The organism is Sediminibacterium sp. (assembly GCF_019264485.1).
GTDB lineage: Bacteria > Bacteroidota > Bacteroidia > Chitinophagales > Chitinophagaceae > Sediminibacterium.
Genome location: NZ_JAHVAA010000006.1, coordinates 197,025 through 209,548 on the forward strand (window position 1 = coordinate 197,025; position 12,524 = coordinate 209,548).

Genomic DNA, 12,524 nt, shown 5'->3' on the forward strand with positions numbered 1-12,524 from the left:
AGTGTCAATAATGACATATCATTTTAACACTGTAAAATATGACAACAACAAATGCAGGAACATTTGCTATTCCTACCAAATCAGACGTAACAGCAAACAACCAGGCCATTTTCGATACACTTCAGAGCCGTTTGGGTTTTGTGCCTAATCTCTACGCCTATTTTGCAAAAAGCGAAACGGCATTAAGCGATTACCTTACCCTGCAGAACCGGAAAAGCTCCCTAAAAGCCAAAGAGCGGGAAGTGATTAATCTGGTAACAAGCCAGATCAATGGGTGCAGGTACTGCCAGAGTGCCCATACAGCAATTGGTAAAATGAATGGATTTACAGATGAGCAGATTTTGGAAATACGTAAGGGGACCGCAGGTTTTGATCATCAATTAGATGCGCTGGCAAAGTTTACAGCAGCGGTAGTAACCAGCCGTGGAAAGGCAAGCGAAGCAAGTAAAGAAGCTTTTTTTGCAGCAGGCTATAATGAGGTAAACATGATTGATGCCGTAATCGTTATCGGCGACAAAATCATCAGTAACTATATACACAACCTTACTTCTTTCGAAATTGATTTTCCAATAGCCGATGAAATCTGAGCATTGTTTCCTTTTACTGGGCAGTGACAATAAAATTCAATACCATAAACCCATCACTTTACAAGCGCAGCAAAGTTTTCCTTTACCGCAAGGTTAAATCTGCGATAAAGGAAAACTTATATTGTCTTACAGCCAGGCAGGCCAGATAACCTGTTATTGAAAACAGATTTTACATTAATACAAATGTTTATATCTTAGTGTGCAATTAAATTTAACTGCATGCAAAAAATTGTCATTGCATTGGTTACGTGCATATTGTTTTCATCGGTGCTAACAGCGCAGAAAACTACACTTGTGGGTATAAATTTTACTGCTGAAACTTCAGGTAACCACTTCAGGCCTGGATTTGGCGTAATGATAGAACATAAGTTTACAAAAAAAAGCGGTATTGAAACCGGGTTGTATTACAGAAATTATTCACGGACTAATACTTATCTTTTTCAAAACAGCGCCGGTACGGGATTGGTCCCATATACAATTATATTAGTGGAAAGATTTATCTCTTTCCCCTTACTGTATAAATTTTATTCCCGCCTGGTAAATGTTAGTGCAGGTCTTAGTTTTGATTTTTATACTGGTTTCCGTCATAAAAACAAGAGTCAGCAAATTACTGTTACTGATTACAGTATTGACCCCAATATGGCTATAGGTGTGCAGGTTAAAATAAGTAAGCCGATTAAACTTGATAACAAACTTTTGCTTGAGCCGGAATTTCGTTTTAACCCTGTTATCACTTATGGGAGAACATACGGGGGATTAGGCATTACGGCAAAGTATAGATTGAAATGATAATAATAACTGAATTATGATGGATGCATTTTTTAAAATCTGGGAAACCAACCGCAATAATTATTTGCGTTTTATAGAACCGCTTACACTGGAACAACTGAATAAAACTCCCGAAGGGTTTAACAATAATATCATCTGGAATGTGGGTCATATTATTGTGGCACAACAATCGCTGGTTTACCGTTTGTCGGGGCTGCCAATGCAGGTAACGGATGAAATGTTTAACCTGTATAAACCCGGCACAAAACCAGAAAGAGCTATTACACAGCAGGAAGCAGATGAACTCAAACAATTACTGATCGCACTCTGCGAACAGACAAGAAAAGATGTTGAGAAAGGTATTTTCACCAGCTTCACCGGCAGAATGACCGCTACCGGATTTGATCTTGCATCTTTTGATGATGCATTGGAATTTAATAATTATCATGAAGGTTTGCATTTGGGGATGATGATGACTATCCGTAAGTTTATATAATCCTATATGTATCAGATAAGTATTTAAAAGAGTTGTATGAGTAATCTGATTGGTTTACTATCTCGTCTGATGCTGTTTAGCATAACCACTATGCTAATACTTTCCTGTACTTTCTCTCCTGAAAATGAAGTGGCAGAAAAACCAGTGTTTAAATGTTTACCCTGTGGTCTTGATTGCGACATGGTGCTGTATGAAAAAGAGGGAATATGCAAGCATTGTGAAATGGAACTCGTACCTGCTTCAACCATTACATTCAAAACCATAGAGCCATCTGCCATTTGTGAATATATCAGCCAACACCCTGAAGTGGTTTTGCTGGATGTAAGAACCAAAGAAGAATTTGAAGGAAATACAGAGCCCGATTTCGGAACATTAAAAAATGCAATTAACTTACCCATACAAGAACTTGAGGCAAACATGACCAGTCTGGAGCAGTATAAAAACAAAGACATTATTGTATTCTGCTCACATAGTCACAGAAGCCCGAGAGCCAGTTATATGTTAACACAAAATGGGTTTAAGCGAGTGACTAATATGGCTGGAGGCATGAGTGTACTTGCAGACAGTAGTTGTAAAAAGTAAATTTCAATCCATGACTTTAGTTGCTATTTTTCTGCCTTTTTTATCATTTATGCTTCGAGGAAGAATACTAACTGGCATTATTTGTTTGGTATTACAGGTAACGCTAATTGGCTGGATACCTGCAGCAATATGGGCTACTATTTCATTACAAAATGCCAGAGCCGACAGGCGAAACGAAAAATTAATCCGGGCACTAAAGAAAAAGTAATCTGCAAAAAACATGGTCGGGTATTATGTGGTAAGAACTGGGGATCAATGCAAGTATTAAAATCAGTAACTTTCAATAAAACCAAGGCCATGCTAAAAAAATATCTTTTCATTTTTGTTTTTGCGCTCTTTGCAATTCAGTTAATAAACGCACAACAGGTTATAAAGCTCTACGAAGGCAAAGCCCCCGGCTCCGAAAACTGGAACTGGTCTGAAGCAACTATCGAGAAAACCAGTTGGAACACACCTGTAGTATATAATGTAGCCGACCCCACACTAACCGTCATCAAACCCGAAGCAGGAAAAGCCAATGGTACGGCGGTGATAATTTGTCCGGGTGGTGGTTTTTTTGCCCTCTCTATAGAAAATGAAGGATTGGGTGTGGCCAGGTGGCTGGCAACAAAAGGGGTAACCTGTTTCGTGTTGAAATACAGACTGGCAAAAGCATCCGGTGACGATCCGATCAAAGATTTTAATGCCTCATTTGGTGATAAGGAATTACAGGCCAAACAAATGGCATCTGTACCCATGGCCATAGCTGATGGTAAACAGGCAGTGGCATATGTAAGAAAAAATGCAGCACAATTGGGTGTTGATCCCAATAAAATAGGCATCATGGGTTTTTCAGCAGGCGGAACAGTAGCTGGTTCAGCTGGTTTTGGATATACCGCAGAGAATAAACCCGATTTTGTAGCACCTATCTATGCCTTCCTCCCACCCGAAATGCAGGGCACGGTTACGGCAGATGCACCACCTATGTTTATTGCAGTGGCTTCCGATGACCAGATTGGTTTGCAAACGCATAGTGTTGCGTTGTATACTAAATGGAACACGGCCAAACGCTCAGCCGAGTTACATGTATATAATAAAGGTGGACATGGTTTTGGTATCCGCAAACAGCAACAACCATCCGATGCCTGGGCCGATCAGTTTGCGGCCTGGCTGGAATACCAGGGGTTTCTCAAAAAATAGGATTTAAGCTACAAGGGACAAGCCACAAGCTGTAAGTTGTTTGTGCAGAAAGGTGACGGAGGGGCATTGAAATAAGCCACAGATTCACAGATTATACTCAGTAATCTGTGAATCTGTGGCTTATTTTTTAATCAATATAAATTTCAGCTCAAATTTTTTATTGAAAATCAATGAATTACAAAGGTCCGAGTAAAAATAACACCCAAAATCTTTGGAAAATCGTATCAATCGGGCCTACCTTTGCCGTCCGAAAATTCGGGATATTAAAACCGGTGGGATAGCACCGGGTTCACTAAAAAAGAAATATTATGAGTAAACTCCATTTCACCACCAAGCATGCAAATGCGGCTACCGTTCAGCACAACTGGTATGTGGTTGACGGTGCTAATCAAACCGTAGGTCGTATTGCTTCAAAGATTGCTTCTGTTCTGCGTGGTAAGAACAAAGCTTATTACACACCGCACGTAGATTGTGGTGATTACGTAATTGTTATCAACGCTGAGAAAGTTGTTTTCACTGGTAACAAATTCGAAGACAAACAATACATTAACTATTCTGGTTACCCCGGTGGTAAAAAAGAAGAAGCAGCACAGGATCTGATCAAGCGTCGTCCTGAAGTGATCATGGAAAGAGCGGTAAAAGGTATGTTACCTAAAAACCGTTTAGGCCGTAAAATGATCAAGAAATTGTTTGTATATGCAGGTACTGCACATCCGCATACTGCTCAACAACCTAAAGAACTGAAGTTCTAATCCACAACAAATTAGCTAATTACAAATTCCTGATAAATGGAAAAACAAAAAAACGCAGTTGGTCGCCGTAAAGAAGCTGTTACCCGTGTCTTCATCAGCAAGGGTGATGGTAAGATCACTGTAAACGATAAAGATTATAAAGTATATTTTCCGCTGGTATACCTGCAGAATCAGGTAGAAGCGCCCCTGAAAACTGCTGAAGTATTCGGTAAGTATGATGTGGTGATCAATGCACAAGGTGGTGGCTTAAAAGGCCAGGCCGAAGCGGCGAAACTGGGTATTGCCCGTGCCCTGCTGGAAGTAAATGCTGAATTCCGTCCGTCATTAAAAGCTGCCGGTCAACTGAAGCGCGATCCACGTGGTGTTGAACGTAAGAAATTCGGTCACAAGAAAGCACGTAGAAGCTACCAGTTTAGTAAGCGTTAATAGGAGAAGCTACAAGCCACAAGCTACAAGCTTCAAGCTAATACTGCTTGCAGCTTGAGGCTTATTAGCTTGCAGCTTATAAAATAAATTCAAAAATTACAACAATCATACAAGATGGAAAATAACACTTCATTACAGCAGCAACTTCTGGAGGCCGGCGTACACTTTGGTCACCTGAAAAAGAAGTGGAACCCTAAGATGTTGCCATACATCTTTGCTGAGAAGAAAGGTATTCACATCATCGATCTGAATAAAACTGTTGATCACCTGCAGGAAGCTTCTGCAGCTGTTAAACAGATCGCCAAAAGCGGTAAGAAGATCATGTTTGTGGCTACTAAAAAACAGGCAAAAGAAATCGTTAGCGAATGTGCCAAACGTGTAAATATGCCTTTTGCAACTGAACGTTGGTTGGGTGGTATGTTAACCAACTTCAACACTGTTCGTAAGAGCGTTAAGAAAATGCAGAGCATCGAAAAAATGCTGGCTGACGGAAGTGCTGAGAGCCTGACTAAAAAAGAGCGTCTCACCTTGAGCCGTGATAAAGACAAAATGGAGAAAGTGCTGGGTGGTATAGCCCAACTAGGTCGTTTACCTGCAGCATTGTTTCTGGTAGATATTGGTCATGAGCATATTGCGCTGGCAGAAGCCAAGCGTTTAGGCATCACCACTTTTGGTATGGTAGATACCAATTGCGATCCTAATAAAGTAGACTTCGCCATTCCTGCGAATGACGATGCTACCAAATCTATCGCCATCATTACCAACTATATTGTTGCTGCTATTGCAGAAGGTTTGGCTGAGCGCCAGGCTTCTAAAGATGAAGAAGAAACAGACGACAGCAACAATGAAAACGAAGCAAAAGCACGTCGTTTAGAAGCTGAGGCACAGGCCGAAGCTGGTCGTGGTGGCCGTCGTGGTGGTAGCGGAGCGCCTGCTGAAGCTGGTGCACCAAAGCGCCGCGTTCCAGGTAACCGTCGCCCTGCCGGTGGTGGTGGAAGCAGATAATGAAGTAATCTTATTGGGTCATTACGTCATTATCTGATGAGATAGTGACATAATGACCCAATTTATATATACACTTCAGTGTTTTGCCATACAGGCATTGTATTTGACAATACCTGTTCATCATTTAATAAAACAGGATAGCTGGAAGAAGCAGATACATTTGCAGCCTGAACAGGTATCCCAATCATCAACATTATAAATTTCACATACCATGAGTACTGTAACAATTACAGCAGCTGATATCAACAAATTGCGTCAGGCAACAGGTGCCGGAATGATGGATTGTCGTAAAGCATTGACAGAAACCAATGGCGATTTTGAAGCTGCCATTGACTGGTTACGTAAACAGGGCCAGAAAGTAGCTGCCAAACGCAGCGACCGTGAAGCAAAAGAAGGGGTGATCATCGCTAAAACTTCTGCTGATAATAAAACCGGTTTTGTGGTTTGTATCAGTTGCGAAACCGATTTCGTTTCTAAAAATGCGGAGTTCGTTGCTTTTGCACAATCAATTGCTGATGCTGCTGTAGCCAACGATGTAAAAAGCGTAGAAGAACTGAATGAAGTAGTGATCAACGGTGCAAAAGTAGCCGATATGATCAACGATAAACTGGCATCTATCGGCGAAAAAATCGGTGTTGCTAAATTCGAAAGAATTGAAGCGCCATTTGTAGCATCTTATATTCACGGTGCATACCGCATGGGTGTACTGGTAGGTTTAAACAAAGATGCTGCTGAAGCAGGTAAAGATGTGGCTATGCAGATTGCAGCCATGAACCCGCTGGCAGTAGATGCCAACAGTATTCCTGCTGAAACCATTGAAAGAGAAAGAGCCATTGTGGTAGATACCATGAAAGCCGATCCTAAAATGGCCGGTAAACCAGATGATATGATTGCCAAGATTGCAGAAGGTAAACTCAATGCATTCTTTAAAGAGAATACCTTACTGGCCCAGGCATTTGTAAAAGATGGTGGTATAACAGTAGAAGCCTACCTGAAATCTGCCGGTGATGTAACCGTAACAGAATTCAAACGTGTGGCGTTAGGATAATTATATTTTTGAGTAGATTTTTAAAGAGGGAGATGAGTTTTCATCTCCCTCTTTTGTGTGCTATACTTTTGGAAATTTTCGGAATCGTTTCAAAAGTATAGCCGCACTTAGCTGATACCTAAATCATCACCTCCTTTCTGCTGACCCTCTTTCCGTCATTATAGCAGCATAATTCATGGATAGTACCTGTTGTTATTTAGAAAACACATCATTTATGGTACAATCAAGTGAGAATTCCCTTTTTGAGAGGCCAAAAGTATCAATAAAAGATTCCCTCGGTTTACAAAAGAGTGAGAATTACCCACACAAACATGTGACCCCAAAAATTGTAACAGAAAATATTATATTTCGTTAAGTATAAAAAGACCGTATGAAATATATAATCCTTGTACTGGCACTCTATCTAAGTACATCCGCTACCGCACAAACCATCCGGGTTCAAATTGATTCCTCGATAAAAAAACCGCTTTCGGGTAAACTCTATCTCTTTACCCAAAGCGATACATCCAAAAGGGTACCCAATAACCCCGACCCCTCGCAACCCATGTTTGCCTGGAATATCAGTAACCTGGAAAAAGAAATCACGCTCACATTCGACAAGGCCGATAGCCGCTTATTACCCGATGGTCTTAAAAATCTGAAACCCGGCTATTACAAAGTAGCAGGTGTTATTGACACCGATTTTGAAGAGAGAGGCACATTTAATCCCGGAAACGTTTACGCACGTAAAGAAGTGCTGTTACATGTAAATGAAAAAGGGGAAGGGCAGACCAGCATTCTTTTTGAATCGGTGGTAACAGCACGAAAATTCCGGGAAACAGATCAGCAGAAAGAAGTGGTACTGAAGAGCAAACTGCTCAGCTTGTTCAGAAAGAAAGATATTTTTATAAAAGCGGGTGTTCGACTACCCTCATCCTATACTACAGATAGTAATCGCCACTATCCCGTTGTATTTGTAATACCCGGTTGGGGTGGTACCCATTACGACCTCGGCAATAATATGACGCTGCAACGATATGGTATGACGCAGGGAAAAGAAAAAATTTATGTGTACCTCAACCCCGAAACACAATCTCCCTTTGGGTTACATGCATTTGTAGATTCAAGGGTAAATGGTTCATGGGGAAAGGCACTGGTAGAAGAATTGATTCCCCATCTCGAAGAAAAATACCGTGTGGTTAAAGATGCCAGCCAGCGTTTTGTTATGGGGCAGAGTACCGGAGGTTATGCTTCTTTGTGGTTACAGTTGAATTACCCAGAAGCATTTGGCGGCTGCTGGGCAGTATCGCCCGATCCGGTTGATTTTTCATCTTATATAGGTATTGATCTTTACGCAAAAAATGCGAACGTATTTTTCGACCAGCAGGGAAAAGCCATTGGCACTTTTTTCATGGATGGCAAACCCTTGATGACTACCCAGCAAATGTCTGACCTTGAAAACTTTCTGGGAGATGGAGAACAACTACAGGCTTTTGAAGCAGAGTTTGGGGTACCCGATAAAAATGGAAGACCCCGCATATTGCATAACAGGGTTACCGGAAAAGTAGACGCATCCGTTCTGAAAACATGGGAGCCTTACGACCTGGGCCTCTTTATGAAAAAAAATGGGCAAAAGCTGGAATCTAAACTCAAAAATAAAGTGCATGTATATGCTGGCGACAAGGATAATTTTATGTTACATGAAGCGGTAATCGCGTTTGGTAAAAAAGCAGCAGGTACTTCGGCTGTGGCTGAACTCATTCCGGGTGCTGATCATTGGAGTATCTGGTCACCCGCCTTTACCCTCCGTGTGCAAAAAGAAATCGACGAAAAAATTCGATAACCCAGCGAAAACTCAGCGCCCTCTTGTTCTCTGCGATGAATTTATTCGAATGTTCACCGCAGAGAACAAGAGGTAACAGAGGTTTCGCAGAGATAGGGTTAAAGACTAAGGGTAAGTTCGCAGTTGGGAAACTCTTCATGCCATGGGGCAACAATTAGTTCATCTTCGGGTTTGATATTGGCAACCAGTGTTTGTAAGCCAGTGAAAGTATGTAGCAAACGATAAATGCCTTTAACTGTTATATTGGTGTGTTTAATGTAGAGGTATTCCAATTGATGCAAATGCAGGATACAGTCCAGATTGCCATCATGTAACGCCATACTCCCCAGATCGAGATAATATACCTGTTCAAGTTTTTTGAGTAATTGCAAACCCTCTTCGGTTACATAAGAACCACGTAATACCAACCTGTCAATGGCTTTTACATATTTGGTAATGAAAAATAAAGTTTCATCTGTTGTATCTCCATCCGGCACGCCAAACTGTGATATATGAGCAGGAATATTTTTATTGTTTTTGGTGTTGAAATAGGTTTGCAGTAAATATTTTTCCTGGCTTTTCGATAACATGGAATATTGGTTTTCGTAAAGCTACGATTGGAAATCGATAATATTTTTATTGCCACCGAGGGCACAGAGAGGCACAGAAAAATTTCTCCAAAGGAGTCGTGTTGGCAGTGTAATTCTGTGCCTTCAGTGGCTATAAACTTTAAAAAACCAGCTACGCTTTATATACTTTCTGGTTATAGATATAAGATGTAATACCAGCCGCAAATACAAGTATCATGATACTCATACCCGGATCTACACCACCTACTTTAATAACAGAATACATGGCTCCCACTAAATCGAAAGCCAAACCTGCATAAGCCCATTCCTTTATTTTTTTAAACGATGGAATAAGTATGGCAACAGAACCCAATAGTTTGGCCACACCAATAAAGGGGATAAAATATTCAGGATAACCCAGGTAGCCTGTAAGAAACTGTTTTGATTCTGCATTCAACATGATGTTCGGAATAGCCGAAAAAATCATAAAACCGGAAAAGAGAATGGTGGTGATCCAGTAGATTAGTTTGGTTTTGTTCATGTTGTTTTTTTTAGTCGGGAAGACCGGAAGACCGGAAGACCGGAAGACCGAAAGTCCGAAAGTCCGAAAGTCCGAAGGAACTACTGACTACTCACTATTGACTATTCACCATTGACCATTCACCATTCACCACAAGCAACATGAACGAACTCATTCAAAGATTAACAGCAGAAGCAGGACTTACACCTGAGCAGGCACAGAAAGCGGTGGCTACTATTGCCGGTTTTGTAAAAGAAAAATTCCCGATGCTCGGCGGAGCCGTAGATCAGATTTTCTCGGCGGGTGCTAAGGAAGAGGAGTAATAAGTTTTAGCCGGTTCTGAGTATTTCTGTGCTTTCAGTGGCAAAATAAAGTTGCCACTGAAAGCACAGAGGAACACAGAAGTTTATTGTTTTTTCTTTTTCTCTACCAGTTGATAGGAATGATCGATAAATTCTTTCAACTGCCGGGTTGATAATATACCATCAACTACAATGGTGTTCCAGTGTTTTTTGTTCATATGATAACCGGGTAATACAGATTGCGGATATTCTTCCCTGAGTTCCACTGCCCGGTCGGGATCGCATTTTACATTGAATTGAACGGTCTCATTATCGAGCCCCATCAGGAAAAATATTTTACCATTGATTTTATACACAAGGGTATCAGGCCCAAAGGGAGTAGCTTCTTCTACGTCGGGAAGCGATAGTACATAATTACGGAGATCTTCTATATGCATGGGGGAGGAAATCAAAATTAAAAAGTCAAAAGTCAAAACCTGATCATGCTTTTTGACTTTTGACTTTTTAATTTTGACTTTTGAATTATTTCTTAATCAATTCCTTCACCGCAGTCACCAGTTCTCCTTTGGTAATAGGAATACCCATAATCTTATTGTATCCTTTCGCATCAACCAGGTATTGATCGCGGATGATTTTAATCAGCTGTCCGTTATTGATTTCAGGAATGAGTACATGTTCAAAATTGCCGATGATTTCGCCGAGGTTTTTCGGGAAAGGTCTGAGGTAACGTATATGGGCATGACTCACTTCAATACCCTCTGCCAGTAGTTCCACAACGGCACTTTTAATGGCGCCGTAGGTAGAACCCCAACCCAGTATCAATACTTTTCCTTTTTCGGGTCCGTTATCTAATGTTTGTAACGGAATATAATCTGCAATCTTATCTACTTTGGCCTGACGCGTTTTCACCATATGCTGGTGATTCTCCGGTTCATAGTTTACATTACCCGTAACATCCTGTTTTTCCAGACCACCAATACGGTGTTCCAGTCCGGGTGTGCCGGGCACCGCCCATGGACGTACCAGTTTTTCATCACGCTTATAAGGCATGAATTTTTCTTCTCCCTCGGCCAGTCCTTTCTTAAACTCCACTGCTATGGGTGTAAGATCGGCAGCAGCGGGAAATTTCCAGGGTTCGGCTCCATTGGCAATATATCCGTCACTCAATAAAATAACGGGTGTCATATGTTGTACCGCTATTCTCACGGCTTCATAAGCCACATCAAAACAATCGCTGGGTGTGGAAGATGCAATGACGGGCATAGGACATTCACCATTTCTTCCATAATAAGCCTGCATCAAATCACTCTGTTCTGTTTTAGTGGGTAGTCCGGTTGACGGGCCCCCACGCTGTATGTTTATAATGAGCAGTGGTATTTCCAGCATTACTGCCAGACCCATAGCTTCTGTTTTCAGTGCCATTCCGGGGCCCGATGTGGTGGTAATACCCAATGATCCTCCATAGCTTGCGCCAATAGCAGCAGTAATACCGGCAATTTCATCTTCTGCCTGAAAAGTGCGTATACCAAATGCTTTATGTTTACTCAGTTCATGCAAAATATCTGATGCAGGTGTAATGGGGTATGTACCTAAAAAAATCGGCAACCCGCTTTTGTCACTCGCTGCAATCAATCCCATCGACAAAGCCTGGTTACCCATGATGCTGCGGTATACGCCCGGATTCATCTTCGCTTTCTCCACTTTATAACGCGTGGTAAAAGACTCTGTTGTATCGCCATAGTGATAACCTGCCTGCAATACTTTGATATTGCTTTGCAGGATCACATCTTTTTTCCCGAATTTTTCTTTGAGGAAGTCGATGGTATTATCCAGGCTGCGGTTATACATCCAGTATAACAGTCCTAATACAAACATGTTTTTGGCACGGTCTCTCTCTTTGGTACCGAGCTCGGTAAATTCCTTCAGGGCTTCACGGGTGAGTTTGGTAACATCTACTTTGGTTAACTCATACCCATCAAGACTTCCATCTTCCAATGGATTTACGCCATCGGGATAATTGGCCAGGCGAAGGTTTTTGGCATCGAAGCCGTCAATATTGGCAATGATTTTACCGCCTGGTTTTATGCCTTTCAGGTTTACTTTGAGTGCGGCGGCATTCATGGCCACCAACACATCACAAAGATCACCGGGTGTAAATACACGATCACTGGAGAAACGCAACTGGAAACCGCTTACGCCGGGCAAGGTTCCAATAGGAGCACGTATTTCTGCCGGAAAGTCGGGGAATGTAGCCAGATCGATACCCAGTAGTGCCGTATTATTGGTAAACTGCTGACCCGTTAACTGCATACCATCACCACTGTCACCTGCAAACTTGATAACCACATCCTGTAAAAGCGTTTCGTTTCTTTCCATCTCCATAAATTGTCCGACAAAGTTATAGGATTGAGCAATGCTCACTGTCGTTTTTTGGTCAGAATGAAATAGCCGCCCATACAGGCCATCACTCCTGCTCGCCTGCAATTCGT

General features: G+C 41.6%; 17 protein-coding genes. 12 read left to right on the top strand and 5 right to left on the bottom strand.

Annotated features, from left to right (window positions below; translation table 11 throughout):
* Positions 1-38 precede the first annotated feature (38 nt).
* From KXJ59_RS03995 to rpsB, 9 genes are all read left to right on the top strand, one after another.
* Positions 39-587, top strand: coding sequence for a carboxymuconolactone decarboxylase family protein (locus tag KXJ59_RS03995; protein ID WP_295201383.1), 549 nt, complete (start codon positions 39-41; stop codon positions 585-587).
* Positions 588-806: 219 nt separating this feature from the next.
* Positions 807-1,376 (top strand): hypothetical protein, encoded by a 570-nt coding sequence (locus KXJ59_RS04000; RefSeq protein ID WP_295201385.1) that lies wholly within the window; start codon positions 807-809, stop codon positions 1,374-1,376.
* A 16-nt stretch (positions 1,377-1,392) separates the two neighbouring features.
* Positions 1,393-1,851, top strand: a complete 459-nt coding sequence (locus KXJ59_RS04005; RefSeq protein WP_295201387.1) for a DinB family protein — start codon at positions 1,393-1,395, stop codon at positions 1,849-1,851.
* Between the two features lie 36 nt (positions 1,852-1,887).
* Positions 1,888-2,433, top strand: a complete 546-nt coding sequence (locus tag KXJ59_RS04010; RefSeq protein ID WP_295201390.1) for a rhodanese-like domain-containing protein — start codon at positions 1,888-1,890, stop codon at positions 2,431-2,433.
* 10 nt (positions 2,434-2,443) lie between these two features.
* On the top strand, positions 2,444-2,641 hold the full coding sequence (locus tag KXJ59_RS04015) for a YqaE/Pmp3 family membrane protein (RefSeq protein ID WP_295201392.1): 198 nt from the start codon (positions 2,444-2,446) through the stop codon (positions 2,639-2,641).
* An 89-nt stretch (positions 2,642-2,730) separates the two neighbouring features.
* Positions 2,731-3,612 (top strand): alpha/beta hydrolase, encoded by an 882-nt coding sequence (locus tag KXJ59_RS04020; RefSeq protein WP_295201394.1) that lies wholly within the window; start codon positions 2,731-2,733, stop codon positions 3,610-3,612.
* Between the two features lie 308 nt (positions 3,613-3,920).
* Positions 3,921-4,364, top strand: coding sequence for a 50S ribosomal protein L13 (rplM, locus tag KXJ59_RS04025; protein ID WP_295201397.1), 444 nt, complete (start codon positions 3,921-3,923; stop codon positions 4,362-4,364).
* 36 nt (positions 4,365-4,400) lie between these two features.
* A complete protein-coding gene (rpsI, locus tag KXJ59_RS04030) occupies positions 4,401-4,790 on the top strand; it encodes a 30S ribosomal protein S9 (protein ID WP_295201398.1) in 390 nt (129 codons plus the stop codon).
* 114 nt (positions 4,791-4,904) lie between these two features.
* Positions 4,905-5,795 (top strand): 30S ribosomal protein S2, encoded by an 891-nt coding sequence (gene rpsB, locus KXJ59_RS04035; protein WP_295201399.1) that lies wholly within the window; start codon positions 4,905-4,907, stop codon positions 5,793-5,795.
* Positions 5,796-5,857: 62 nt separating this feature from the next.
* Here the strand turns inward: rpsB and KXJ59_RS04040 are convergent, their stop codons facing one another.
* On the bottom strand, positions 5,858-6,001 hold the full coding sequence (locus KXJ59_RS04040) for a hypothetical protein (protein WP_295201402.1): 144 nt from the start codon (positions 5,999-6,001) through the stop codon (positions 5,858-5,860).
* Between the two features lie 5 nt (positions 6,002-6,006).
* Between KXJ59_RS04040 and tsf the strand changes: the two genes are divergently transcribed.
* Complete coding sequence (tsf, locus tag KXJ59_RS04045; RefSeq protein ID WP_295201403.1) at positions 6,007-6,843, top strand: translation elongation factor Ts; 837 nt, start codon at positions 6,007-6,009, stop codon at positions 6,841-6,843.
* Between the two features lie 370 nt (positions 6,844-7,213).
* Positions 7,214-8,665, top strand: a complete 1,452-nt coding sequence (locus KXJ59_RS04050; protein WP_295201405.1) for an alpha/beta hydrolase-fold protein — start codon at positions 7,214-7,216, stop codon at positions 8,663-8,665.
* Positions 8,666-8,763: 98 nt separating this feature from the next.
* Here KXJ59_RS04050 and KXJ59_RS04055 read toward each other — a convergent pair whose 3' ends face one another.
* Both KXJ59_RS04055 and KXJ59_RS04060 read right to left on the bottom strand, forming a co-directional pair.
* Entirely contained in the window at positions 8,764-9,234 is a 471-nt protein-coding gene (locus KXJ59_RS04055; protein ID WP_295201407.1) for a hypothetical protein, read from the bottom strand.
* Positions 9,235-9,385: 151 nt separating this feature from the next.
* The gene (locus KXJ59_RS04060; RefSeq protein WP_295201410.1) at positions 9,386-9,754 is read right to left on the bottom strand and encodes a DoxX family protein; all 369 of its coding nucleotides are present in this window, start codon (positions 9,752-9,754) and stop codon (positions 9,386-9,388) included.
* A gap of 140 nt (positions 9,755-9,894) precedes the next feature.
* Between KXJ59_RS04060 and KXJ59_RS04065 the strand changes: the two genes are divergently transcribed.
* On the top strand, positions 9,895-10,056 hold the full coding sequence (locus tag KXJ59_RS04065; RefSeq protein ID WP_295201411.1) for a hypothetical protein: 162 nt from the start codon (positions 9,895-9,897) through the stop codon (positions 10,054-10,056).
* An 83-nt stretch (positions 10,057-10,139) separates the two neighbouring features.
* Here the strand turns inward: KXJ59_RS04065 and KXJ59_RS04070 are convergent, their stop codons facing one another.
* The gene (locus KXJ59_RS04070; protein ID WP_295201413.1) at positions 10,140-10,472 is read right to left on the bottom strand and encodes an MmcQ/YjbR family DNA-binding protein; all 333 of its coding nucleotides are present in this window, start codon (positions 10,470-10,472) and stop codon (positions 10,140-10,142) included.
* An 85-nt stretch (positions 10,473-10,557) separates the two neighbouring features.
* Entirely contained in the window at positions 10,558-12,411 is a 1,854-nt protein-coding gene (locus KXJ59_RS04075) for a 2-oxoacid:acceptor oxidoreductase subunit alpha (protein ID WP_295201416.1), read from the bottom strand.
* Positions 12,412-12,524: the final 113 nt, after the last annotated feature.